The organism is Clostridium senegalense JC122, assembly GCF_000285575.1.
Lineage (GTDB): Bacteria > Bacillota > Clostridia > Clostridiales > Clostridiaceae > Clostridium_J > Clostridium_J senegalense.
This window is the reverse complement of record NZ_HE611050.1, coordinates 736,886-762,125: the sequence shown is the minus strand read 5'-3', so window position 1 is coordinate 762,125 and position 25,240 is coordinate 736,886. Positions and strand designations below refer to the sequence as shown.

The following is a 25,240-nucleotide window of genomic DNA, read 5'->3' as shown; positions in this document are numbered from 1 at the left end:
TATAATATATATTATGGGGGATAGGTTTTTTGTGAAAAAAAAGGCATATCTCCTGCTTTTTTTTACAAAAATATTTGTAATGTTATAGATTTTAAATTATAATATTAGTTGTTTTCTATTGTTTTGGAGGAGCATGTTTATGGATGAACACTACGTTAAAAATACCTATAATTCTCTATTGCTAAAAGGTATGAAGAGTGCTCTTAAAAGAATAATAAAAGCGATAAATGAGAGAGAAAAAATAGTAATTTATGGTTATTATGATTTTGATAGTATTACTGCAATTTCGCTTTTAATATTAGTATTAAGATACTTAAATGCTGATGTGGAGTATTTTCAACCTAATGAAATTAGAGAAGATAGAAATTTAAAAGATAATGATATACAAAATTACATAAAGTACTTAGGTGCAGATCTGATAATAACTGTAGGTTCTACTGTAAGCTCAGAAAAAGAAATTCAACTATGCAGGGACCTGGATATAGATATTATTGTTACAGATTATCATAAAGATTGTAAGTGCTATGATGAAGTTGTTGTTATAAATCCTAATAAAGAGGGATGCAACTATCCATTTAAGAATCTTTCAGCATCTGGAGTAGCTTACAAGTTAGTACAAACTGTATCAGAATATTATAAAATGACTTGTATAAATAAGTACATAGATCTTGTTATGTTAGGGACTATATCTAAAGGAGTGCCTGTTATTGGTGAGAACTGTTTTATAGTGAATGAAGGATTAAAACAATTAGAATGTAGTAATAATTATGGTATAAGAGCTTTAATTGATGATAATAATGTAGATGACATAGAAGAATTTATACATAATAATTTGACGATGGATATATTTCAAAGGACTAACGCTATGGGAAGAATAGATAATGCAAGAATAGCTATAGAATTATTTACTACTAATGAAAAACATAGAGCAAAACAGATATCTAAATATCTGTATAATGAAATAAAAAAAGTAAAAAGCAGAATTTTAATAGTAAATCAAAAATCTTTGTATAACTTATATAAAGGTGTAATTAAAATGTTTATATATCCTGAAAGTTGAGGCTTTTTCACTATATTAATTAAAAAAATGAGAGTTTGTATAATGTTTTATATGTTCTGTTATTAAGTAATATTTAAATGAATAAAATATCATATTTTATATATACTAAATGTATAATTTTGGTGATGGTTAATTATAGTTTAAATATACAGTTTAATATATAAATACAGGACATAATAACATTTTGTTTTGATGTATTGTATTTAGCAAGGTATATTTGTGGTTTTTAGGATTTTGAGATAATTTAAATTCTAAGAATATGATAAATTATAAAAAGGGGGAAACGACAATGAATTTAAAAGAAAAAATAAGAGTTATAGATAATTTTCCTAAAGAAGGAATTAGTTTTAAAGATGTTACGACTTTGCTTGGAGATGGAGAGGCTTTAAAGTTCACCATAGACAAAATTGTAGAACATTTAAAAGATAAAAATGTGGATTTGATAGTTGGACCAGAAGCTCGTGGTTTTTTATTTGGAGTGCCTGTTGCTTATGCACTAGGAGTTGGATTTATTCCATGTAGAAAGCCAGGTAAGTTACCATATGAAACATATAACACTAAATATGGATTAGAATACGGTAGTGATACATTAGAAATTCATAAAGATGCTATAAAAAAAGGTCAAAGAGTAGCTATAGTAGATGATTTATTAGCAACAGGTGGAACTGTTTCTGCAGTGGCAAGCCTTGTTGAAAAGATGGGTGGAGAAGTAGTTTCTTTAGATTTTGTAATTGAACTTACAGAACTAAATGGAAAAGAAAAGATAAAAGACTATGATGTAATGTCTTTAGTACAATATAACCTTTAATCTTAAAATGGTATTTATAAAAATTAACAGCTTAATTGCAGGGTTTCAAGTAAGCTTTAAAAACTATTTATTTTAAAACTTAAATATTTAAAGGAATTATACAATCTCATAAGTATCAAAACTCAACACTGAATTTTGAATGAAAATATTTTTAAGTTCTTGAATAAATTTAATTTCAAGTTTGTATCCCTACATTAATAATAAAGATGATATTATAAATAAAAGCTGACATTATTTCTATAAAATGTTTAAAGCAAATTGCATTAATAAAATTGTTATTATATAATAATATCATTGATAAAAATAGTGGCTGGTTACTTAACCAGCCTTTAGTTTTAGGAGTGTAATCTAGATGCTAGAAAAGTTATTGGATAAAATAAATAAAAATTGTACAAATGTTGATATAGAAGAAGTTCGTAAAGCTTTTGAATTATCTTTTGAAGCACATAAAGAGCAAAAGAGAGAATCCGGTGAGCCTTATATAATTCATCCGTTAGAGGTAGCCTGTATATTGGCAGAATTAGGTCTAGATACATCAACTATAGTAGCTGGACTTCTACATGACGTTATAGAAGATACAGATTATACATATGAAGATATATGCCAAATGTTTAGTGTTGAGGTAGCTGATTTAGTACAAGGGGTTTCTAAATTAGGTAAAATTAAATATAAAACTAAGGAAGAGCAACAAGCTGATAATGTAAGAAAAATGCTTCTTGCTATGGCAAAAGATATAAGAGTTATACTTATAAAACTTGCGGATAGGTTACATAATCTACGCACTTTAAAATTTAAAAAAGAAGCTAAACAAAAAGAAAAAGCAAAAGAAACATTAGATATTTATGCTCCATTAGCACATAGACTAGGGATATCTAAAATAAAATGGGAACTAGAGGATTTATCTTTAAGATATTTACATGAGAAAGAATATTATGAACTTGTAAAAGAAATAAGCCAAAAGAGGGCAGAGCGAGAAGTTCAAATAGAGAATATAATTAAAAATTTACAAGATAATTTAGATAAAGTTGGAATTAAATCTGAAATAGAAGGTAGGCCAAAACACTTTTATTCTATATACAGGAAAATGGTTAAGAAAAATAAAACAATAGATCAAATTTTTGATTTAACTGCAGTTAGGGTGCTTGTAGATGATATAGGCGATTGTTATGCTGCTTTAGGTATAGTTCATACTATTTACAAGCCTATACCAGGACGATTTAAAGATTATATAGCTATGCCTAAACCTAATATGTATCAATCTATACATACTACAGTTATAGGACCTTTTGGAAAACCTGTTGAAATTCAAATTAGGACTTATGAAATGCATAGGATAGCAGAATATGGTATTGCTGCTCACTGGAAATATAAAGAAGGCATATCAAATAATAATGACTCTTTAGAATCAAGACTTTCATGGCTTAGAGAAATGTTAGAATGGCAAGGAGAAACTTCAGATGCAGAAGAATTTATGGAAGGTTTTAAAATAGATTTATTTTCAGATGAAGTTTTTGTTTTTACTCCTAAAGGTGATGTAATAAGTCTTCCATATGAGTCTACACCTATAGACTTTGCTTATAGTATACATACAGATATAGGACATAAGTGTACTGGGGCAAAAGTTAATGGCAAGATTGTACCGCTAACATATCATTTGAAAACTGGAGAAATTGTTGATGTTATAACTTCTTCCAATTCTAAAGGGCCTAGAATGGATTGGATAAACATAGCTAAAAGTAATAGAGCTAAAAGTAAAATTAAATCATGGCTTAAACGTGCTAAAAGAGACGAAAGTATTGAAAAGGGAAAAGAACTTTTAGAAAAGGAATGTAAAAAACATGGATTTACATTAAATGAAATTTTAAAAGCTTCTGCCCTAGAAAAAATTTTAAAAAGATATAATTTAAAATGCTTAGATGATTTATATGCAGCTATAGGTGTAAATGAAATCATACCTACTAATATCGTTAATAAACTTAAAGAGTCTTTAAATGAGAGTCAGATTCAAAGCAAAGATGATGAAATAAAATCCATTGAAAATAAAAACACTATAAAAATTAGAGCAAATAATAAAGGGGTTTCACATATTCAAGTTAAAGGGGAAGGAAACTTATTAGTAAGGTTTGCTAAGTGCTGTAACCCAGTGCCGGGGGATGAAATAATAGGATATATAACTAAAGGAAGTGGAGTTTCAGTACATAGAAAGGATTGTAAAAATCTCATAGCTTTGGAAAACAAAGAAAAGGAAAGAATTGTAGATGTAAGTTGGGAAGATGAAAAGAATTTTGGTGAGTATTTGACAAAAATTCAAATTAAAGCTGATGATAAAGTTGGAGTACTTACAAATATAATTCAAATTATAAATGATAGCAGTGTAAATATTATATCAATAAATGCAAAAACAACAAAGGCTAGAGAAAGTATTATAAATGTTAAAATATCTATAGCCACTGTAGAGCAATTAACTAAAATACAAAAGAAGATACGATCATTAAATGGTGTATATGACGTTTATAGAATAAAAAATTAAATTAGATAGGGTGGATAAAAATGAGAGCTATAGTTCAAAGAGTAAAAAATTCTAGAGTTGAAGTTGAAGATAAAATCATAGGGAAAATAGAAAAAGGATTAAATGTTCTTATTGGGATAAGTAAAGAGGATACAGAAGCGGATATAGATTATATAGTGAGAAAAGTTTTAGGAATGAGAATATTTGAAGATGAAAATGATAAAATGAATTTTTCTGTAGAAGATATAGGTGGAAGTATACTTTTAATTTCTCAGTTTACGTTATATGGCGATTGTAGAAAAGGGAAAAGACCTGATTTTATGAAGGCACAAGGTGGAGAAAAAGCAAAAGAGCTATATGATAAACTAGTTTTAGAGTTTAAAAATAAACTAGGTGAAAATAAAATTGAAACTGGTGAATTTGGAGCAGATATGCAGGTTTATATACAAAATGATGGACCTGTAACATTACTATTAGAAAGTAAAAAAGACTTTTAGTTATAGGTGGGTGTTAATTATGGTAATAAAAAGAGTTGTTGCAGGAATATATGGAGCAAATTGCTATATAATCATGGATGAAGAAACTAAAGAAGCAGTTGTTTTAGATCCTGGTGGAGATGTAGATGATATAGAAAAAGAAATTGGTAAATTAGGCGCAAATGTGAAATATATTCTTCTAACACATGGTCATGTAGATCATGTAGGTGGAGTAGATGAATTGTTCAAACTTGTAGGTGGAGAAATAGGAATAAGTGAAAAAGATTATAAGTTTATGAAAAAAGGTACTTATATCTATGGAGATGTTTTCTTTAATGGTGTAAATATGTACTTAAAACAAAATGATAAAATTAAGTTGAAAAACTTTGAGATAGAATGTATAGAAACACCTGGACATACGCCAGGAGGGCTTACATTTAAAATAGGAAATAATGTGTTCACAGGTGATACATTATTTACAGGTTCTGTAGGTAGAACGGATTTAGAGGGTGGAGATACAGAAGCTCTTATGAACTCTATCAAAAATAAACTTATGATACTAGATGATCATACTATTGTGTTCCCAGGTCATGGTCCAAGAACTACAATGGAAAGAGAGAAAGCAACTAATCCATTTTTGAGATAGAATTTTAGAAAAAGGACTTGATAAAAATTGTATAATAAGGATACTGAAATAAGAGTTAATTTAAATAATTTACAATTTAGATATGATATTTTTCAAATGATAAATTTATTTTATGCTTTCAGTGATATAGAATTTGTTGATGAAAAAGAGGATATAAAAATAGATATTTTTCAAGAAAAAATATCTATAAAACATAAAGATATTATTAAAGATTATACTATAAATGATAATTATAAAATTAAAGAAGAAGTTAGAAAAGCAGTTTTTGCTTTTCTAACTGATTTAACAAACAAAAACTTGGTTTGGGGAACTTTAGTTGGAATAAGACCATCTAAAAAGGCTATAGAACTTTTGGAAAAAAATATTAGTGAAAATGATATTATAAAAGAATTTAATGATAGATATTTTACATCAAAAGAAAAATCTCAACTTTGTATAGATGTTGCAAAATGGGAAAGAAATATAATAAATAAGGATGAAAAAACTATTAGTGTTTATATAGGAATGCCATTTTGTCCAACTAGGTGTGCGTATTGTTCATTCACATCTAACCCAATATCAAGCTGCAAAAATATAGTTAAACCTTATTTAGAAGCATTACATAAAGAAATATCAGAACTAAGCTTATATATAACTAAAAGGGAACTTAAAATAGAGTGTGTCTATTTTGGAGGGGGTACTCCAACTGCTGTAAACAATGAAGAGTTTGAATATATAATGAAACATATATACAATTCTTTTATAGAAAATAAACATATAAAAGAATTTACAGTTGAATGTGGTAGACCAGATAGCATTACAAGAGAAAAGCTTTTAACAATGCAAAAATATAAAGTTCAAAGAATAAGTATAAATCCTCAAACAATGAATGATTCAACACTAAAAGTTATAGGAAGAAATCATAATGTTGAGTCTGTAGTTGAAAAGTTTAATTTAGCTTGTGAATTAGGATTTGATAATATAAACATGGATATAATAGTAGGGCTTCCAGGGGAGAATCTAATTAATATAAATAAAACCTGTGAAGCTATTAAAAAGTTAAATCCTCAAAGTTTAACAGTGCATGGTATGTCTATTAAAAGAGCATCTAAACTTTATGAGAATTTAATAAATAATAAGAAATTTGAAATACCTAGTCAAGATGAGCTTAATGATATGTATGAAAAGACTGTTCAATTATCAAAGGAACTTGATATGAATCCATATTATATGTATAGACAAAAGAATATGGTAGGGAACATGGAGAATATAGGATATTCAAAAGATGGTAAAGAAGGTATATATAATATACAGATGATAGAAGAAAAACAAACAATTGTGGCATTAGGAGCAGATGCTGTTTCAAAAGTTGTTTTTTTAAATGATAATAGAATTGAGCGCTTTGGAAATGTAAAAGATGTAAGAGAATATATAAAAAGAATAGATGAGATGATAGAAAAGAAAATAAATTTATTAGAATCTCTTTATGGAGTATAAAGGAGGAATTTCATGAACTTTAAAGCACCGAAAGGAACTAAAGATATATTACCATCAGAAGTGTATAAGTGGCATTATGTAGAAAATTTAATGAGAGATATAGCTGCTAAATACGGTTGTTTAGAAGTAAGAACTCCAATGTTTGAAAGTACAGATTTGTTTAAAAGAGGTGTTGGTGAAACAACAGATATAGTTCAAAAGGAAATGTATACTTTTGAGGATAAAGGCGGAAGAAGTATAACATTAAAACCTGAAGGCACAGCACCAGCTGTTAGAGCATTTGTTGAAAATGCACTTTATGCAGATGCGCAACCAACAAAATTATATTATTTTACACCAGCATTTAGATATGAAAAAATGCAAAAGGGTAGATTAAGACAACATCATCAGTTTGGTGTTGAAGTTTTTGGTTCGCAACAGGCTTCGGTAGATGCTGAAATAATAAGTATAATTATGGATGTTTATAAACACTTTGGAATAGAAGGATTAGAGCTTCATATAAATAATTTAGGATGTCCAAATTGTAGACAAAAATATAATGATGCATTAAAAGAATATTTAGAGTTAAAAAAAGAAGGATTATGTCCAACTTGCCATAGTAGGTTAGAAAAGAATCCATTAAGAATATTAGACTGTAAAGTTGAAGCATGTAAAGAAATTGTAAAAGATGCACCTATAACATTAGATTATGTATGTGATGAATGTAAGAATCACTTTGAAAATTTAAAAACATATTTAGAGGCTATAGGAATTAGCTATATTGTAGACCCTATGGTTGTTAGAGGTTTAGACTATTATACTAAAACTATATTTGAAGTTATGGATAATGGATTTACACTTTGTGGTGGTGGTAGATATGATGGCTTAATTAAAGAAATTGGTGGTCAGGATATACCTGCTGTAGGTTTTGGTATGGGAATGGAGAGGCTATTATTAACTCTTGAAGAAAAAGGTATAGAAATACCAAAACCAAACTATATTGATGCTTATATTGTTTCAATGGGGGAAAGTTCTAAAATAGAGGCTGTTAAACTTGTTAATTCCTTAAGACATGTAGGAATAAAGGCAGATTGTGATCATGTTGGAAGAAGTGTTAAAGCACAGATGAAATTTGCAAATAAAATTGGAGCAAGTTTTACAGCAGTTTTAGGTGAAGAAGAAATAAATAATAGAAAATTCAAGCTAAAAAGAATGGATGATGGAAATCAATTTGAACTTAGTTTGGATAATATAAATGATATATCAAATATAATTAAAAATAATTAGTTTGCCATTAGGAATAGAAGTTAAATTCTTAATTTATAACTAGAAGGTTTTCAATTTTATAAAACCAATTGAGTTTAAATTGTTATTTTAAATGGGTTTCTTATCTAAGTAAATTTAAATTTAGGTGGGAAACCCATATAATGAAGTTATAGCTATTAGAGTTATAACCGGAATAAAATTTATGTTATAAATACTTAATAATTTTTTTGTATATCTATACATAAAGGATAAGTAATTTTTAGGAGGTACAAATATGGGAGAAGCATTAAATGGGCTTAAAAGAACCATTATGTGCGGTGAACTTAGAGAGGAACATGTTTCTCAAAAGGTTACTGTAATGGGATGGGTCCAAAGAAAAAGAAACTTAGGTGGTCTAGTTTTTATAGACTTAAGGGATAGAACTGGTATACTACAAGTAATGTTTGGAGAGGAAATAAATAAAGAGGCTTTTGAAAAAGCTGATTTAGCTAAACCAGAGTATTGTATAGCTGTAACTGGTGAAATTGTAAGAAGAGAATCTCCAAACAATAATATTCCAACTGGAATGGTAGAGTTAAAAGGTGAAAGTATAAAAATATTATCTGAATCAGAAACTCCTCCAATATATATAAAGGAAAATCTAGATGCAGCGGAAAATATAAGATTAAAATATAGATATTTAGATTTAAGAAGACCAGATATGCAAAATATCTTTATGATAAGAAATAAAGCAAATAAAATTGTTAGAGATTATTTAGATGAAAATGGTTTCTTAGAGATGGAAACGCCTATGTTAACTAAGAGTACTCCAGAAGGAGCTAGAGACTATTTGGTTCCTAGTAGAAATTATCCTGGAATGTTTTATGCATTACCACAATCACCACAAATATTTAAACAATTGCTTATGGTTTCAGGATTTGATAAGTACTATCAAATAGTAAAATGTTTTAGAGATGAAGATTTAAGAGCAAACAGACAACCTGAATTTACACAAATAGACTTAGAAATGTCATTTGTAGAAGTTGATGATGTAATAGCGTTAAACGAAGGATTGATTAAAAAAGTATTTAAAGAAATAAAAGGAATAGACGTGCAACTTCCAATAAAAAGAATGCCATTTAAGGAAGCTATGGAAAAGTACGGTTCTGATAAACCAGATTTAAGATTTGGTATGGAGATAAAAAATATCACAGATGCTGTTAAAGATAGTGAATTTGCGGTATTTAAAAATGCAATAGCAAATGGTGGTTCTGTAAGAGCTTTAACAGTAGAAGGCGCTTCAGATATGGGTAGAAAAAAAATAGATAAGCTTGGAGAATTTGTTAAAACTTATAAAGCAAAAGGTTTAGCATGGATAGCATATAAAGAAGAAGAAATTAAATCACCAATAGCTAAATTCTTTAGTGAAGAAGAGATGCAAAATTTATTAAATGCTGCAGAAGCTAAAGTTGGAGATTTAGTATTAATAGTTGCAGATGTAGATAGTGTAGTATTGCAATCATTAGGAGCATTAAGATTAGAAATTGCAAAACAGCTTGAAATATTAAAAGATAATGATGAATTTAATTTTGTTTGGATAACAGAGTTCCCATTATTAGAATATGATGAAGAAGAAAAAAGACATGTAGCATTACATCATCCGTTCACATGTCCTATGGATGAAGATTTAGAACTTTTAGATGTAGATCCTTTAAAAGTTAGAGCTAAAGCTTATGACATAGTTTTAAATGGAGAAGAGCTTGGTGGAGGTAGTATAAGAATCCATGATACTAAACTTCAACAAAAAATGTTTGAGCTTTTAGGATTTAGTAAAGAAAGTGCATGGGAGAGATTTGGATTTTTATTAGAAGCATTTAAATATGGACCACCTCCACATGGCGGACTTGCATATGGTTTTGATAGAATGGTTATGTTCTTAGCTGGAACAGATAACATAAAAGATGTTATAGCATTCCCTAAAAATCAAAATGCATATTGTCCAATGAGTGAAGCTCCAAATCTTGTTGATGATAAACAGTTACAAGAATTATGTATTAAAACCGACGTGAAAAAAGAAGAAAATTAATATTAAAAGAAATTATGAATTGAGCATATATTTCAAAATTGTGGACAAAATAAAAGTATAATAAATTTTGTTAAAAAGTATTAATAAATATTTGAAAAAATAGTATTGTTAGTATATAATATAGTTATAAGTTGAATTAATTTTCCTACTGTGTGCGTGGAAAAGGCCTATATTGAGCCAACATTTTAACAATAGGAATCACTGCTCTTTATTTGGAGTGTTGACTTGAGTACGACTTAAGTACCAGAAAAATAAAGGAGGATTCCACCCGTGGTAGTACGGGTTCAAATACGCCTTGGAGACGGCATAGTGGGGTTAATTTAAAGAATTAAAGGTTGCATTTATGTAACCTTTTTTTTATACTAAATAAATAAAAACTATTCAGTATATAAAAATTTGATAACAGTTTATTGTAGAGGCCAATTAAAACAACGTATTTTAAACATGAAAATTATTAATACTATTAGGTTGGCTAAGAGTGTTTTGCAGAACTGCAAGCCAATAACAGGTACTGTATTGGATTCTATTTGTTATGAAATAAGTTTAAAATTTGAATTTGTTTTTAATGTGTATGTATAAATTACACTCAAAATTATATGGGAGCATTTTACTAACCATAATAGACTGTAAATGATCATTGACGTTTAAGTTTTATAAAAGTTGTGAAGTTTATTTTATGTTTTAATATACATGAAATATAGTGGGATTTTACATATGGAAGTTTTAATATCATGTTACAATACATATAAGTATAAAAAAGGAGGACTAACTAATTTAGATAATTAGTTAATAAGTATATGAGTGATATAATTAATTTTAATGAATTGAAAACTAAAGCAAGTGATAAAGATATCGATAAATTTGAAAATTATATATATGAGTTATATTATTCAATGTCACAAGGAAAAATGAATATAAGTGACTTTACAAAGAGTCTAAAGGAATATATGGATAAAAACTCTATATCTAATGAAAAATTAATGAATATTCAAAAGAAACTCATGGAGAGATATGGATTTAATTCTGAGGATTTACAAAATCAAATGAAAGATTTTGGTGTTGATTTAAATTCTATGGGTCTTGGAAACATAACTGAAGAATATGAAAGTTTAAGAAAAACTATTAGCTTTCAAGAAAAATATCAAGGGAAAACTAAAAATTCTGCTGTTATGATATATAAAATAACTAATGATATTAATGATTTAGATGTTTTACTAGAGCAAGAAAATGTTATATTAAGAAGTTCTAATAAAATAGATATTCAAGATATAGAGTTAAATGAATTTTTATGTTCCTATAAAAAATTATTAGAAGGAAAAACACTTAAAATCTCCATATGTGAAAATGCAAAAGAGTATGAATATTAAAATCAAAATATAACAAAATCTATATTTAAGTGTTTGAATTTTGAGCATATGTTTAAATTTAAGGACGTCCCTAATTTACAAATTAAGGACGTTTTTTATATTAAAAAATTTAATAAGTGCGTTTTTTTGAAAATATACTAGTTAAAAGATTTGCTACTGTAGAGGTAAGAATTACAGCTACAGCTATTGAACCGGCATAAGATAATGTGTCTAATCCTTTAATTAAAGATAGTTCATAATTTCCCTTTACAGTTTCGAAAGTAGTATAATACATTCCACTTCCAGGAACAAGAGGAATTAATCCACAAATTAAATACAAGGTTACTGGTTTATTAAAGACTTTTGCGCAAATTTCTGATACCATACTTACAGCTATTGTACCAAAAAACATGGAAACTACAGCCGAATAACCTAAAAATAATAGATATTTATAAACTACCCAAGACAATGCGCCGCCTAAAGCAGTGAAAAATAAATGTTTTTCTCTAATATTAAATATAACACCAAAACATACTGTGCTCATAAATGCATATATAAAATCTAATAATAATTGAGGCATTATAGAGTACCTCCTAAAATAAATATGAATAATTTAAATCCAATAGCTGTTCCTATAGCAATGCTTACTGCTATAATTAAAGCTTCGACAGCTCTAGAGATACCTGAAATTAAATCTCCGTTAAGAGTATCTCTAATAGCATTAGTAACTAAAAGTCCAGGGACAAGAAGCATTATAGCTCCTATAATTATTTTATCAATGTTAAAGTTTGGATTAAAATGATGTGCAATAACAGCAATGGAAGAAGCTATAAATCCTCCACACACATTTGTGAAAAAACTGTTAACATTGTATTTTTTGAAAATTCTACCGCTTAATGTAATTAACATTCCTATAAAAAAAGAAATGAAAAAATCTCTAAAAGCACCTCCAAATAATAATGCGAAAAATCCTGCAGCAAACATTGAGCTTATTAAAACAGTATCATCTCTATAAGGAGGAAGTGTAGATATATATCTTAATTCTCTTTCAATTTCACTTGTTGGAATAGATTTATTAGATATTCTCTCTGATAAATCAGCTACTAATGAAACCTTTTTTAAATTTACGGTTGTTCCTGTTAATCTTCTTACAGTAGAAACAGTTTCACCATTATTGTTAATAGAAATTACAATAGTCGTTGGTGTTATAAAACTGTTCACGTTATGTATTTCAAATGTTTTGCATATTGTGGAAATTGTTTGTTCGACTCTATAAGTTTCTCCACCATTTTCAAGCATCAGCTTACCAGCATCTGCAGCTATGTGAATAATATTATCAGTATCCATGTATGCTCCTTTCTATTATAAATTTAACAATGCTCCTCATAATTATAGCTAGAAATATAAAGAAAGTTCAATAGGATATAAAAAAATTGCAAAATTTTAATAATACAATATATTTTGTATATATTGTATTATTAAAATTTTATATTAGTTAAAAAAATATAGTATATAAAAAATGAGTATTTAAAAGTCCTTCATTTTTTTGAATTTTTAATAAAAAACCAACATTTTGGAGAATTTCAATTATATATTCTTCAAATATGTTGGTATAAGAAATTTATTTAGTTTATTAACAGAGATTATTGCTCACTCTCCATTTTTTTTAGTCTAGATTTTAAAATTATTTTTGTTAAAAGCCTACTCAATGTAGAAACAAACATAACTGATACAGAAATTGAACCAGCATTAAATAAAGTTTGTATGCCTTTTGTAAGAGCAGTTGAATAATTTCCTTTAACAGCCTCAAAGGTTGTATAGTACATTCCGCTTCCAGGAACAAGGGGAATTAACCCACAAATAAGGTATACAGTTACTGGATTTTTAAATACACGGGCGCATATTTCAGCAACAATACTGACCATTAATGTTCCTAAGAACAAGGCTAATACATCTGAAAGTCCATTTAAAATAGCTAATTTATACACAAACCAAGATAGACCACCACCAAGAGAGGCGAAAAATAAGTCTTTTCCTCTAACATTAAATAATATTCCAAATCCTAAAGAGCTTATAAATGCATATATAAAAGCTAATATCAATACTTTCACTATAGTGTACCTCCTAAGATAAATATCCAGACTTTAAATCCAATAGCAGTTCCAATTGCTATACTAGCAGCTATTATTAAAGCTTCTACAGAACGAGAAATACCAGAAAGTAAATCTCCAGATAAAGTATCTCGAATAGCATTAGTAATAACTAATCCAGGAACTAAAAGCATTATAGAACCTATTATTATAGTATCTACATTAAAAGATGGATTAATATGATTTATAATAACTGCAATAGAAGAAGAAATTAATCCACCAAAAACATTACTAAAAAAATTATTAACTTCATATTTATCAAAAAGCCTTCCTGTAAAAGTTATGAGAAGTCCAATGAAACAAGAAATAAAGAAGTCTCTTAAATTTCCTCCAAATAGTAATGTAAAAAATCCTGCTGTAAGTGTAGAACTTATTAAACTTGCGTCGGAACTATACGCAGGTATATTATTTATGTAATGTAATTCTTTTTTTATATCATCCATAGATAAAGTATTTGTATAGAGATTTCTAGACAAATCATTTATAAGGGCAACTTTTTTTAGATTTACTGTTCTATTTTTTAAACGTCTAACTGTAGTTATAGTTTCAGAATTTTTATTTGTTATAGAAAGAACTATAACTGTTGGAGTAACAAAGTTCTCTACATTTTTAAGTCCAAAAGCTTGACATATCATAGAAATAGTCTGTTCAACTCTATAAGTCTCACCACCATTTTCAAGCATTATTTTACCAGCATCTGCTGCTATATGAATAATATTATCAGTATACATGGCTACTCCTTTCGATGAAAAAAATTATGCTTATTCAATTATATATAAAAATTTGCAAAATTCAATAGGATATGAAAATATTTAAAAAATAAAATTTATTTTTCTGTTAATTTTAAATTTAAAGTTTATTAATAATTTTTTAACAGATTATTTAAGAATCCTTATTTTTACAAATAAATTTGATAATATTTTAATAAAAGTAAAAATATAGAATGGTATTCGTTTTCATTTGGAAAAATATAGATTAATATTTATTGTATATTTAAAAATAAAATATGTAATAAATTATGTATTTTTTAAATGAATTATAAATTATATCGATTACATAATTTATTTAAATTTATATACAAACTATAAAAAAATTTTAAAATTTATAGTTTGTGAAATATATAAGAATTTGTTACAATGTTAATAAAATAATGCTAAAATTAATAAGATTTTAAAAACATTATTATTTTGCATAATTAAAAATTTAATATTCAATATATTTAGGGGGGCAAAAAAATGAATTTAAATAATTTACAACTTAATGACAAAGAGTTACTAGAATTTATTAATGAGGAAACACAACGTCAAGAAGATCATATTGAGCTAATTGCATCAGAAAACTTTGTATCAGAAGGAGTTATAAGAGCATTAGGATCAGTACTAACTAATAAATATGCAGAAGGTTATCCAGGAAAAAGATATTATGGTGGATGCTTTGCTGTAGATAAGGTAGAAGATCTAGCAAGAGATAGAATGACAAAATTATTTAATGCAGATCATGCAAATGTTCAACCACATTCAGGTTCTCAAGCGAATATGGCTGTATATTTAACAGTGTTAAATCCAGGAGATACAGTACTTGGAATGGATTTAAGTCATGGTGGACATTTAACACATGGTAGTCCAGTTAATTTTTCAGGAAAATTATATAAGTTTGTATCTTATGGAGTAGATAAGGAAACAGAAACTATAGATTATGAAGATGTTAGAGCAAAAGCATTAGAATATAAACCAAAATTAATAGTTGCTGGAGCAAGTGCTTATTCAAGAGTTATAGATTTTAAAAAATTTAGAGAAATAGCTGATGAAATAGGAGCATATTTTATGGTAGATATGGCTCATATAGCAGGATTAGTTGCTACAGGACATCATCCATCACCAGTTCCATATGCAGATTTTGTAACAACTACAACTCATAAAACTTTAAGAGGACCAAGAGGTGGAGCTGTACTTTGCAAAGAAGAATTTGCTAAAAAATTAGATAAATCTATATTCCCAGGAATGCAAGGTGGACCTTTAATGCATTGTATAGCAGCAAAAGCTGTTTGTTTTAAGGAAGCAATGGAAGATGATTTTAAAACATATATAGACCAAGTTGTAAAAAATGCAAAGGTTTTAGGTGAAGAACTTGAAAATTACGGATTTAGAATAGTTTCTGGTGGTACAGATAACCATGTTATGCTTGTGGATTTAACAAGTAAAGATTTAACAGGTAAAGAATTAGAAGCTATGTTAGACGAAGTAAGAATTACAGTAAATAAAAACACTATACCATTTGAAACAAAAAGTCCATTTATAACAAGTGGAATAAGAGTTGGTACTGCAGCAGTAACAACAAGGGGATTTAAAGAAGAAGATATGAAAGAAATAGCTTCTTTAATAAATGATGTAGTAGAAAATAGAGGAAAAGATTTAGAAGGAATAAAAGAAAGAGTAGCTATACTTTGTAATAAACATCCATTATATATGTAGTGGTGAGTTAAAATGAAAAGTGAGCATATTTTACAGTATTTAATAAACAATATTAACGAGGGAATACACATTGTAGATAATAAAGGGAAAACTATTTATTATAATTGTGCAATGGAAAAAATAGAAGGCTTAAAAAAAGAAGAAGTATTAGGTAAAAAAGTTTATGAATACTTAAAAGCAATGGAAAATGGCTCTACACTTATGAAAGCACTTAAAGAGAAAAAAGAATATAGGGATGTATTACAGAATTATTTTAATAAAGAAGGTAGAAAAATAACATCTATAAATACAACAGTTCCAGTAATTGCGAATGATAAGGTTATAGCAGCTATAGAGATTGCAAAAGATATGACTCAAATAAAAAGTTTAAATGAAAAGTTGTGTGATTTAGAGAAAAATAATAAAAAATCTAAAAAAAATCATTATGAATTTAAAGATATAATAGGTGATAATTTAATTCTTAAAAATGAAGTAAACAAATCTTTAAGGGCTAGTTTGAGTAGTTCATCAGTTTTGATATATGGAGAAACTGGAACTGGTAAAGAAGTTTTTGCTCAAAGTATACATTATGGAGGAGTTAGAAAAGACAAGCCGTTTATTCCTATAAACTGTGCTGCTATACCTAGTGCTTTATTAGAAGCTATGTTGTTTGGAACGGTAAAAGGGAGTTTTACTGGAGCAGAAAATAAAAAAGGTTTATTTGAAGAAGCTAATGGAGGAACAATGCTTTTAGATGAAGTTAATTCTATGGAACCTTATCTTCAATCTAAACTTTTAAGAGTTCTTCAAGATGGATATATAAGGCCAATAGGGAGTAACAAAATAGTAGATATAGACGTTAGAATCATAGCAACATTAAACGAGGAGCCTGAAAAACTTATTGATAGTGGTAAACTTAGAAAAGATTTTTACTATAGGTTAAGTGTTATAAGAATTAACATACCGCCACTAAGAGAGCGTAAAGAGGATATTGAAAAAATAGCTAATTACTTTTTGGATTATTACAACAATATTTTGAATAAAAATATTAAATTAATAGACCCAAAGGTTATAGAAGATTTCTTGAATTATGAATGGCATGGAAATATAAGAGAACTTAAAAATGTCATAGAAGCAGCAATGAACATGATAGATGAAGGCGAAGTGTTAAATAAGGAATACTTTGAAAATAAAGCTATATTTAATAATAAAAGTGAAAAACTTTATTTTTGGGAAGGAAATGTTTCAATTAGTGATTATTTAGATAATTTGGAGAAAGAAATTATAGAAAGAATTTTTTCGAAAAATGGAAGAAATATTACTAGGACAGCAAAAGAACTTAAGATATCTAGGCAAAATCTTCAATATAAACTAAAAAATATTCTATAAACTAATAAATATATTTATGAACTAGAATGAGTGCATATATTTTTGCATTTATTCTAGTTTTTTTATTTTTACTTAGTGAAAAATGGTATTTTCATACTTAATAAGTAAAAAAAATTTGCAGTTAGTGCAAAAAAATGGTCATTATTTAAAGAAAGTTTAAAATTTGTTAAAACAAAATAGAGATTTAAATTGAAAAACTAACATATATTACTATTAAATATGGCATTGAAATTGCTTTAATAATTATAGGGAAACAAGCTACAATTTAAATTTATTCAATAGACTTAAAATATTTTCATACAAGAAGAAGTGTTGAGTTTTAAGTGATTTGGAGCATGTCTCACTATTTTAAATATCTAAATTGTGGAATGGATAATTTAAAAATGAATATCTAAGTCTAGGGTAGTTTTAAATGTATTTCCATTAATTGGGGGATTGGGCATGGAAAATATAAAAGTGATTTTTTGGGGATTAGGGGTTATAGGTAGTGAAATGGCAAGAATGACACTAGATAAAGAAGGGTTAGAAATAGTAGGAGCTATAGATAAAGAAAAATTAAAAGTTGGATTAAGATTAAGCGAATATTTGAATTATGGTAATAGTTATATTGTTATTAATAATAACCCTATAGAAATACTTAAAAGTGTAAAGGCAGATATTGTTATATTAGCTATTGATTCAGATTCACTTGTAGAATCTATATTCCCAAAAATAAAACTGATAATACAAAATAAAATAAATTGCATAATAATTTCTGAGGAGATGATATATCCTTATTCAATAGAATCAAATTTATCTAAAGAAATTGATGATTTAGCAAAAATAAATAATGTTACGGTACTTGGTACAGGCATTAATACAGGATTTATGTTAAATTCTCTTATTATGATGCTCACAGCTTCTTATAAAAACATAAAATCAATAAGAGCAAGTAGAGTTACTGATTTATCAGGACTTGGAAGAACAATTATAAAAAGCCAAGGAGTAGGTACTACAATTCAGGAATTTGAAAAAGGTACAGAAAGAGGAACTATAAAAGGACAGATAGGTTTTGCTCAATCTATACCCATGATAGCTAATACATTAGGTATAAGATATGATGAGATAATTGAAAGTAAGGAGCCTATTATATCGAATACTTATAGAGAAACAGACACTGTTATAGTACATCCAGGAATGGTTGCAGGATGTAATCATATAGCTATAGCTTATAGAAATAACAAAAAATAATAGCTTTAGAACATACACAGCAAATATATCCTCAGTGTGAAGGTTTTGAAACTGGTGACTATATAGATATTTATGGAGATGGTAATTTACATCTTTGTATAACACAAGATATTTGCAGCAACGTAGGAACAGCAGCTCTTGCAATCAATATGATTCCACAGGTTTTATCAAGTAAAAGTGGCTTAAAAACAATGATAGATATGCAAATACCTCATATTATAGAGAATAATTTTGTAGATCAATTAAAGTATTATTTAAAATGAATTAGGGAGGAGAACTATGATAAAAAAAGGAAGTTATGTTGAAATCTCAAAGATAGTATTGGCTAGTGAAGATAGGGCTAAAAATATACCAGAAGATACAAAGTCAACTCCATTGAAAATGTGGGTTAGAGGACATGTACTTATGGATTGCAATATTGGAGATGAAGTTGAAATTGAAACTATTATAGGAAGAAAAATACGTGGTGTATTAGTTGAAGAAAACCCTAACTATAATCATAGTTTTGGCAAACACATAAGTGAAATTGACTATATAGGAAAGCAGGCTAAAGAAATTTTATTTGAAAATTAGTTTTAGGAGGTGAAAGTTTTGAATAAGTATGAAAAATTAATGTCTAGAAAGAATGAAATAATGATTAAATCAGTTGGGATAGATTTTTCAAAGTATGAGATTGGAAGAATTGCCTTTGATTATGAAGGAATGATGAGAGATATAGGATATTCATTAGGAGAAATAATGAAGATTCAAAGTAAAGTAGGAGTAGGAAATACACCTTTACTAGAATTAAAGAATATAACTAATTTGGCACGCAAAGTATCTAAGACAGGGAAAGCGGCTAGAATTTTCATAAAAGATGAAAGTTGTAATCCATCGGGAAGCTTTAAAGATAGAAGAGCATCAGTATCTGTTTATGATGCAAAAATAAGAGGGTATAAAGGTGTTGTATCAGCAACATCTGGAAATTATGGTGCAGCAGTTGCTTCTCAAGCATCTATGCAAGGATTGAAATCTATAATAGTTCAAGAGTGTTATGATTCAAAAAAGATAGGGCAACCTGAAATAATAGAAAAAGGAAGAAAATGTGATTGTTTAGGTGCTGAAGTTATACAACTTACAGCAGGACCAGAATTATTTTATACATTCTTAGAAGTCTTAGAGGAAACAGGATTTTATAATGCCTCATTATATTCATCTTATGGAGTAGCTGGAATTGAAACTTTAGGTTATGAAATAGCTACTGAGTGTAGAGAAAGGTTTGGTAAAGATCCTGTAGCGGTTATATCAACACATGCTGGAGGTGGTAATGTTACTGGTACAGCAAGAGGGCTTATAAAGGCAGGCGCAGTTGATACTAAAGTTATAGGAGCTTCTGTTAATCTTCAAGGTCTTCATATGGCAAGTGATACTGATTTTAATAGAAAATCATTCACTACAGGACACACTGGTTTTGGAATACCATTTATGGTGTGGCCAGATAGAAGTGATGTACCAAGAAGTGCAGCAAGACCACTAAGATATTTAGATAGATATGTTACTTTGAGTCAAGGGGAAGTTTTTTATGTTACTGAATTATTATCAAAAATAGAAGGTTTAGAGAGAGGTCCAGCAGGAAACACATCATTAGCAGCAGCATTTGCAATAGCTCAAGAGATGGAGGATGATGATATTTTAGTTGTTCAGGAAACTGAATATACTGGTGCTGGGAAGCATATTTTGCCACAATTAACTTTTGCCAAGGAAAATGGAATAGATATTGTAATTGGTGATCCTAAAAAAGAGGTTCCAGGTAAGAATATTATTCTTCCAGAAAACCCATCTAAAATATCTATATCAGAAAAAGATTTAAATCATTATAGAAAGTCGCTTATAAAAAATAGTGTTAAAAATTTAGAAGATAAAACTATAACCATGACAGATTTAGACTTCTTATGTGAAGAGACTAAATTATCAAAACTGGAGTTATTAGATATTCTTAGAGAGTTTAGCGTATATGTAAAATAAATTTTTAATTTAAGATAATGATTGAATTTAATTTTTATAAAATGGGGGGATGGACAATGAAAAGAGAAGATGATTTTCAAGTAAGAAGAAAGCATTTACAAAATTTAAGCGATGAAGAACTTTATGAAAAATTTTGGAGTTTAACAGAAGAAATAGTAAAACCACTAGTAGATTTATCATACAAAAATACCTCGCCATCAATTGAAAGATCTGTTCTTTTAAGAATGGGATTTTCTAGTATAGAAGCTGGAAAAATAGTAGCAGAAGGTAATAAATTAAATTTATTACAAAAAGGCATTGGAAATGTAGTTTTAAAATATGCAGATAAAAAAGGTATAGGGTATATGCAAGCAGGAAGAATTTTGGCGGAGGGTAATGGTTGGAATGAAGCTATTGAAATGTTTAGGGGGGATACAAATTGTTAGAAAAGAATAAAAAAATCAATGTGGAAGAAATATTAAAAGATTTAGATAAATATACGCCTAAGAGAAGAGGTTGGCATTGGAGAGAAGAATATGAAGAACCTATTGGTGAATTTACTTATAAGGAGATTAGCAAACCTTTAGAGAATAGTAGAAGTCTTCCATCATCTAGAAGTTTTAATAATATAGATCCTCAACCTATACCTATAATTACATCAGAAATAGCTTCTGGAAGATTTGAAGATGATATAAGAAGGATGAGAATGGCTGCTTGGCATGGTGCGGATCATATAATGGTTATAAGAACAGCAGGACAAAGTCATTATGATGGATTGATAGAAGGAACACCAGAAGGTATTGGCGGAGTTCCTATTACAAGAAAGGAAGTTAGAGCTACAAGAAAAGCTCTAGATTTAATAGAAGAAGAAGTAGGAAGACCTATTAATTTTCACTCATATGTTTCAGGTGTAGCAGGACCAGATATTGCAGTTATGTTTGCGGAGGAAGGAGTAAATGGTGCACACCAAGATCCACAATACAATGTATTGTATAGAAATATAAATATGGTACGTTCTTTTGTAGATGCTGCAGTTGCAAAAAAACTTATGGCATGGGCTGGTACACTTCAAATAGATGGAGCACATAATGCTAATGCAACAGCTATGAAAGGTTATAATGTAATGCCAGAGCTTATGGTACAACATGCTATAAATTCGAAATTTTCTGAACTTATAGGAATGAAAAGCGAAAATATAGCTCTTTCAACAGTACCACCAACAGCTCCTCCAGCTCCTTGTTTAAGATATGATTTGCCTTATGCAGTAGCACTTAGAGAATTGTTTAGAAATTATAAAATGAGAGCTCAAATGAATACAAAATACATGGATTCATGTACTAGGGAAGCTACGGTAACTCATACATTAAATCTTTTGATTTCAAAGCTTACATCAGTTGATATTCAAAGTACTATAACACCTGATGAAGGTAGAAATGTACCTTGGCATTATAATAATATACATGCTGTTAATACTGCAAAGCAAGCATTAATAGGTATGGACGGATTGATGGATTTAGTTGAGCTTAAAAAAGATGGTTATTTAGGAGAAAAAGTTAGAGAACTCAAAGAAAGAGCAGTGCTTTTTTTAGAAGAAATATTACAAAATGGAGGATATTTTGAAGCAGTAGAAAAAGGATTTTTCGTTGACTCAGGAGAATATCCAGCAAGAAACAGTGATGGAATTTCAAGAAAGATAGATGGTGGTATAGGAGTTGGTACAGTAGTAGAAAGAGATGAAGACTATTTTGCTCCGGTTTGTGGTCATTTTGGTTATAATAATATACCCCAAAAATACAATAAACCTTGTGATCCTATAGATGGATGTACCTTATGTAAACATGAAAAAATACAATATATTGATGAGTTAGATGAAGAAGATAATGTTTATAGAAGAATGGAAAAAGTTAAAGAGGATGGAACTATAATTCCAGAGGTAGAATGGAAAAAAGATGGGTATGTATCCGCTACTATTTTTATACCTGAAGAAGAACGTACTGCAGAAGCAGCGGCTATTGAAATGGGTAAAAATATGAACTTAACAGATGTTGAAGTTATTCACAAACAAATTATGCAAGATGCAGAGGGAACTTTAGTAGAAATTAAAGGTAGAGTGAATTTTGCAGTTAAAAAAGATGAATTGAAAGTTCCAGAGAAAAAAGAACTTTTAAGTGATGATTTCATGAGAGAATATGTTAAAGAAAATCCTATAAAGATAGTTGCTGCTACTGTAGGTGAAGACGAGCATTCTGTTGGGTTAAGAGAAATTATAGATATAAAACATGGTGGCATAGAAAGATATGGAATAGAATGTGTTTATTTAGGCACATCTTGTCCAGTAGAAAAATTAATAGATGCTGCTATAGAAACGAAAGCTCAGGCTATAGTAGCTAGTACAATAATAACTCATAATGATGTACACACTAAGAATATGAAAAAAATACATGATCTTTGTGTGGAAAAAGGTGTTAGGGATAAATTTATATTAGTTTCAGGAGGGACACAAGTAACTAATGAAATAGCTGTAGCAAATGGTATGGATGGTGGGTTTGGAAGAGGAACTCATGGTAATGATGTAGCATCATTTATAATTGAAACTCTTATGAAAAAAAATGAAGAATAATTAAGTGTATTAATTTAGGGTTCTAGAGATTAATGTTTAGCTTATGTAAGAAATTTATTGTTTAAAAATGGTAAGTAAAACTTCAAACTGTTATTCAGTTAGTTATTTCAAGAAACTCTAATAATCTTTTTCAAATTTTTAGGACTAAAGGGCTGAATCGACGTCCTGTTGAAGCAGTGACGAAACCCTTCCTTGGGTTTCGGTGCTAAAAATATTAAAAAACTTTATAAGAGTTTCTAAGTCATAACTAAAAATCATAACTAACTTAAAGTTCTATATATAATTAAAAAATATCTTAGGTAAGAGTTAATAAATCAAAAATTCAACTTAGAACCTTATAATAAAGCATAAGCAAAATTAAAAATAATAAGGGGGTGAAAATAATGAAGGTAGATTACTTGGTAGCCGAAATAGGGAGCACTACAACATTAGTTACAGCACTAAGTTTTACTAATGGTTGTGAAATTGTGGGACAAGGTAAGGCGTTTACAACAGTGCTTGATGGAGATGTAACTATAGGCCTTAAAAATGCCATTAAAGAAATAGAAAATGCTATAGGAGAAAGTATTAAATATAAAAAAATGTTAGCAACAAGTAGCGCTGCTGGAGGATTGAAAATAACGGTCCATGGTCTTGTGGAAGATATGACAGTAAAAGCTGCTAGAGAAGCAGCTTTAGGCGCAGGTGGAATAATAAAAATGGTTACATCTGGAAAACTAAGAAAAAGCGATTTGAAAAAAATAAAGGAAATTAGTCCAAATCTTATTATGATCGCAGGTGGAACAGATTATGGTGAAAGGGATACAGCACTATGTAATTCAGAAATAATAAAAAATGAAAATTTAAATATACCTATAGTATATTGTGGAAATATAGCAAATGTAGAAGAAGTAAAGGAAATATTTGAAGGCGATGAGTTATATATAATAGATAATGTTTATCCTAGGGTAGACGAAATTAATGTAGAACCTGCAAGAAAAATTATACAGAAAGCATTTGAAAAAAATATTGTTAAGGCACCAGGCATGGAACAGATAAGAAAAATGGTAGATGGTGCAATAATGACAACACCAGGGGCTGTAATGGAGGCTACAAAACTTTTGTATGAAAATATAGGTGATTTAGTTGTTATAGACGTAGGTGGAGCAACGACAGATGTTCATTCAGTAACAGAAGGATCTAAAGAAATATTAGATATGTTAGTGATACCAGAGCCAAAGGCTAAAAGGACTGTAGAAGGAGATTTAGGTGTTTATATAAATAGTCAAAATTTAATTTCAAATTTGAATAAAGATGAAAAAAAGGGATTAACAGATGTGCAGATACTAAATAACATAAAACCTATACCGGAGTCAGATGAGGAAAAGAAATGGAGTAGTGTCCTATGTAAAAAAGCTGTTGAGTTAGCAATTAAAAGACATATTGGTGTAATAAAGAGGTCCTATGGTAGTGGAAAAAATTTTTTAGCTTATGGGAAGGATTTATCAAAGGTTAAGTATATAATTGGAACTGGAGGGGCTCTTACTAGGTTGCCTGAGGGGAAAAAATCATTAAATATGATAAAATATATTGGAAGTGATTTAACTATGTATCCTAAAGAAGATGCTATAATTTTGTTGGATAAATTTTATATAATGGCACTTGCTGGGGTTTTATCAAGAGAAGATAGTGAGCTTGCATCAGTACTTTTAAGAGCAAGTTTAGAATAAAAATATTATTTAAATTTTTATAGATGGTACGTAATATTAAGAAGCTATGAAATTTTAATGGATATTAAAGTTTCATAG

The 25,240-nt window shown here is 28.5% G+C and carries 20 protein-coding genes, 1 other RNA gene and 1 pseudogene; 18 read left to right on the top strand and 4 right to left on the bottom strand.

Annotated features, from left to right (window positions below; translation table 11 throughout):
• Nucleotides 1-139 precede the first annotated feature (139 nt).
• The 10 genes from CSGHG_RS04185 (at nucleotide 140) to CSGHG_RS04145 (ending at nucleotide 11,652) form a co-directional block, all read left to right on the top strand.
• Complete coding sequence (locus CSGHG_RS04185; RefSeq protein ID WP_010292957.1) at nucleotides 140-1,060, top strand: DHH family phosphoesterase; 921 nt, start codon at nucleotides 140-142, stop codon at nucleotides 1,058-1,060.
• A 289-nt stretch (nucleotides 1,061-1,349) separates the two neighbouring features.
• The gene (locus tag CSGHG_RS04180; RefSeq protein ID WP_010292954.1) at nucleotides 1,350-1,868 is read left to right on the top strand and encodes an adenine phosphoribosyltransferase; all 519 of its coding nucleotides are present in this window, start codon (nucleotides 1,350-1,352) and stop codon (nucleotides 1,866-1,868) included.
• A 352-nt stretch (nucleotides 1,869-2,220) separates the two neighbouring features.
• Entirely contained in the window at nucleotides 2,221-4,398 is a 2,178-nt protein-coding gene (locus CSGHG_RS04175) for a RelA/SpoT family protein (protein ID WP_010292951.1), read from the top strand.
• A gap of 20 nt (nucleotides 4,399-4,418) precedes the next feature.
• Nucleotides 4,419-4,874 carry a D-aminoacyl-tRNA deacylase gene (gene dtd, locus CSGHG_RS04170; protein ID WP_010292950.1) on the top strand — a complete coding sequence of 152 codons (456 nt, stop codon included), beginning with the start codon at nucleotides 4,419-4,421 and terminating at the stop codon, nucleotides 4,872-4,874.
• Nucleotides 4,875-4,893: 19 nt separating this feature from the next.
• On the top strand, nucleotides 4,894-5,499 hold the full coding sequence (locus tag CSGHG_RS04165; RefSeq protein ID WP_010292949.1) for an MBL fold metallo-hydrolase: 606 nt from the start codon (nucleotides 4,894-4,896) through the stop codon (nucleotides 5,497-5,499).
• 27 nt (nucleotides 5,500-5,526) lie between these two features.
• A complete protein-coding gene (locus tag CSGHG_RS04160) occupies nucleotides 5,527-6,975 on the top strand; it encodes a coproporphyrinogen III oxidase (RefSeq protein ID WP_010292948.1) in 1,449 nt (482 codons plus the stop codon).
• A 12-nt stretch (nucleotides 6,976-6,987) separates the two neighbouring features.
• Nucleotides 6,988-8,241 (top strand): histidine--tRNA ligase, encoded by a 1,254-nt coding sequence (gene hisS, locus CSGHG_RS04155; RefSeq protein ID WP_010292947.1) that lies wholly within the window; start codon nucleotides 6,988-6,990, stop codon nucleotides 8,239-8,241.
• Between the two features lie 253 nt (nucleotides 8,242-8,494).
• Nucleotides 8,495-10,285 carry an aspartate--tRNA ligase gene (gene aspS, locus CSGHG_RS04150; RefSeq protein WP_010292945.1) on the top strand — a complete coding sequence of 597 codons (1,791 nt, stop codon included), beginning with the start codon at nucleotides 8,495-8,497 and terminating at the stop codon, nucleotides 10,283-10,285.
• Nucleotides 10,286-10,424: 139 nt separating this feature from the next.
• Nucleotides 10,425-10,605, top strand: a non-coding RNA gene (ssrS, locus tag CSGHG_RS22490) — 6S RNA.
• A gap of 477 nt (nucleotides 10,606-11,082) precedes the next feature.
• Nucleotides 11,083-11,652: a DUF3867 domain-containing protein gene (locus tag CSGHG_RS04145; protein WP_010292944.1), complete on the top strand. Its 570-nt coding sequence runs from the start codon at nucleotides 11,083-11,085 to the stop codon at nucleotides 11,650-11,652.
• A 109-nt stretch (nucleotides 11,653-11,761) separates the two neighbouring features.
• Here CSGHG_RS04145 and CSGHG_RS04140 read toward each other — a convergent pair whose 3' ends face one another.
• The 4 genes from CSGHG_RS04140 to CSGHG_RS04125 form a co-directional block, all read right to left on the bottom strand.
• Nucleotides 11,762-12,211: a threonine/serine exporter family protein gene (locus CSGHG_RS04140; protein WP_010292942.1), complete on the bottom strand. Its 450-nt coding sequence runs from the start codon at nucleotides 12,209-12,211 to the stop codon at nucleotides 11,762-11,764.
• Nucleotides 12,211-12,978 carry a threonine/serine exporter family protein gene (locus CSGHG_RS04135; RefSeq protein WP_010292940.1) on the bottom strand — a complete coding sequence of 256 codons (768 nt, stop codon included), beginning with the start codon at nucleotides 12,976-12,978 and terminating at the stop codon, nucleotides 12,211-12,213. Before CSGHG_RS04135 ends, CSGHG_RS04140 begins: the two co-directional genes overlap by 1 nt.
• 296 nt (nucleotides 12,979-13,274) lie before the next feature.
• The gene (locus tag CSGHG_RS04130) at nucleotides 13,275-13,742 is read right to left on the bottom strand and encodes a threonine/serine exporter family protein (RefSeq protein ID WP_010292938.1); all 468 of its coding nucleotides are present in this window, start codon (nucleotides 13,740-13,742) and stop codon (nucleotides 13,275-13,277) included.
• Nucleotides 13,742-14,512: a threonine/serine exporter family protein gene (locus CSGHG_RS04125; protein ID WP_010292936.1), complete on the bottom strand. Its 771-nt coding sequence runs from the start codon at nucleotides 14,510-14,512 to the stop codon at nucleotides 13,742-13,744. Before CSGHG_RS04125 ends, CSGHG_RS04130 begins: the two co-directional genes overlap by 1 nt.
• A gap of 504 nt (nucleotides 14,513-15,016) precedes the next feature.
• Here CSGHG_RS04125 and glyA point away from each other — a divergent pair.
• The 8 genes and pseudogenes from glyA (at nucleotide 15,017) to CSGHG_RS04085 (ending at nucleotide 25,162) form a co-directional block, all read left to right on the top strand.
• Nucleotides 15,017-16,252 carry a serine hydroxymethyltransferase gene (gene glyA, locus CSGHG_RS04120; RefSeq protein WP_010292934.1) on the top strand — a complete coding sequence of 412 codons (1,236 nt, stop codon included), beginning with the start codon at nucleotides 15,017-15,019 and terminating at the stop codon, nucleotides 16,250-16,252.
• Nucleotides 16,253-16,264: 12 nt separating this feature from the next.
• The gene (locus tag CSGHG_RS04115) at nucleotides 16,265-17,620 is read left to right on the top strand and encodes a sigma-54 interaction domain-containing protein (protein WP_010292932.1); all 1,356 of its coding nucleotides are present in this window, start codon (nucleotides 16,265-16,267) and stop codon (nucleotides 17,618-17,620) included.
• A 441-nt stretch (nucleotides 17,621-18,061) separates the two neighbouring features.
• Nucleotides 18,062-19,113, top strand: a pseudogene (locus CSGHG_RS24560) (NADP-binding protein).
• Between the two features lie 16 nt (nucleotides 19,114-19,129).
• Nucleotides 19,130-19,423, top strand: coding sequence for a 2-amino-4-oxopentanoate thiolase subunit OrtA (ortA, locus tag CSGHG_RS04105; protein WP_010292928.1), 294 nt, complete (start codon nucleotides 19,130-19,132; stop codon nucleotides 19,421-19,423).
• Between the two features lie 9 nt (nucleotides 19,424-19,432).
• Nucleotides 19,433-20,854 (top strand): 2-amino-4-oxopentanoate thiolase subunit OrtB, encoded by a 1,422-nt coding sequence (gene ortB / locus CSGHG_RS04100; protein WP_423243721.1) that lies wholly within the window; start codon nucleotides 19,433-19,435, stop codon nucleotides 20,852-20,854.
• 56 nt (nucleotides 20,855-20,910) lie between these two features.
• Nucleotides 20,911-21,279, top strand: coding sequence for an ornithine aminomutase subunit alpha (locus tag CSGHG_RS04095; protein ID WP_010292924.1), 369 nt, complete (start codon nucleotides 20,911-20,913; stop codon nucleotides 21,277-21,279).
• Nucleotides 21,273-23,453: a D-ornithine 4,5-aminomutase subunit OraE gene (gene oraE / locus CSGHG_RS04090; RefSeq protein WP_010292923.1), complete on the top strand. Its 2,181-nt coding sequence runs from the start codon at nucleotides 21,273-21,275 to the stop codon at nucleotides 23,451-23,453. Before CSGHG_RS04095 ends, oraE begins: the two co-directional genes overlap by 7 nt.
• Before the next feature lie 383 nt (nucleotides 23,454-23,836).
• The gene (locus CSGHG_RS04085) at nucleotides 23,837-25,162 is read left to right on the top strand and encodes a GlmL-related ornithine degradation protein (RefSeq protein WP_010292922.1); all 1,326 of its coding nucleotides are present in this window, start codon (nucleotides 23,837-23,839) and stop codon (nucleotides 25,160-25,162) included.
• The last annotated feature ends 78 nt before the right edge of the window (nucleotides 25,163-25,240 follow it).

Excerpts from the sequence above, each read along its gene's own strand:
- aspS (WP_010292945.1), top strand. The coding sequence starts at position 8,495 with ATGGGAGAAGCATTAAATGGGCTTAAAAGAACCATTATGTGCGGTGAA.
- CSGHG_RS04180 (WP_010292954.1), top strand. The coding sequence starts at position 1,350 with ATGAATTTAAAAGAAAAAATAAGAGTTATAGATAATTTTCCTAAAGAA.
- CSGHG_RS04125 (WP_010292936.1), bottom strand. The coding sequence starts at position 14,512 with ATGTATACTGATAATATTATTCATATAGCAGCAGATGCTGGTAAAATA.
- dtd (WP_010292950.1), top strand. The coding sequence starts at position 4,419 with ATGAGAGCTATAGTTCAAAGAGTAAAAAATTCTAGAGTTGAAGTTGAA.
- CSGHG_RS04175 (WP_010292951.1), top strand. The coding sequence starts at position 2,221 with ATGCTAGAAAAGTTATTGGATAAAATAAATAAAAATTGTACAAATGTT.
- CSGHG_RS04145 (WP_010292944.1), top strand. The coding sequence starts at position 11,083 with ATGAGTGATATAATTAATTTTAATGAATTGAAAACTAAAGCAAGTGAT.
- CSGHG_RS04140 (WP_010292942.1), bottom strand. The coding sequence starts at position 12,211 with ATGCCTCAATTATTATTAGATTTTATATATGCATTTATGAGCACAGTA.
- glyA (WP_010292934.1), top strand. The coding sequence starts at position 15,017 with ATGAATTTAAATAATTTACAACTTAATGACAAAGAGTTACTAGAATTT.
- CSGHG_RS04095 (WP_010292924.1), top strand. The coding sequence starts at position 20,911 with ATGAAAAGAGAAGATGATTTTCAAGTAAGAAGAAAGCATTTACAAAAT.
- CSGHG_RS04085 (WP_010292922.1), top strand. The coding sequence starts at position 23,837 with ATGAAGGTAGATTACTTGGTAGCCGAAATAGGGAGCACTACAACATTA.
- CSGHG_RS04165 (WP_010292949.1), top strand. The coding sequence starts at position 4,894 with ATGGTAATAAAAAGAGTTGTTGCAGGAATATATGGAGCAAATTGCTAT.
- ortA (WP_010292928.1), top strand. The coding sequence starts at position 19,130 with ATGATAAAAAAAGGAAGTTATGTTGAAATCTCAAAGATAGTATTGGCT.
- CSGHG_RS04135 (WP_010292940.1), bottom strand. The coding sequence starts at position 12,978 with ATGGATACTGATAATATTATTCACATAGCTGCAGATGCTGGTAAGCTG.
- CSGHG_RS04185 (WP_010292957.1), top strand. The coding sequence starts at position 140 with ATGGATGAACACTACGTTAAAAATACCTATAATTCTCTATTGCTAAAA.
- hisS (WP_010292947.1), top strand. The coding sequence starts at position 6,988 with ATGAACTTTAAAGCACCGAAAGGAACTAAAGATATATTACCATCAGAA.
- CSGHG_RS04115 (WP_010292932.1), top strand. The coding sequence starts at position 16,265 with ATGAAAAGTGAGCATATTTTACAGTATTTAATAAACAATATTAACGAG.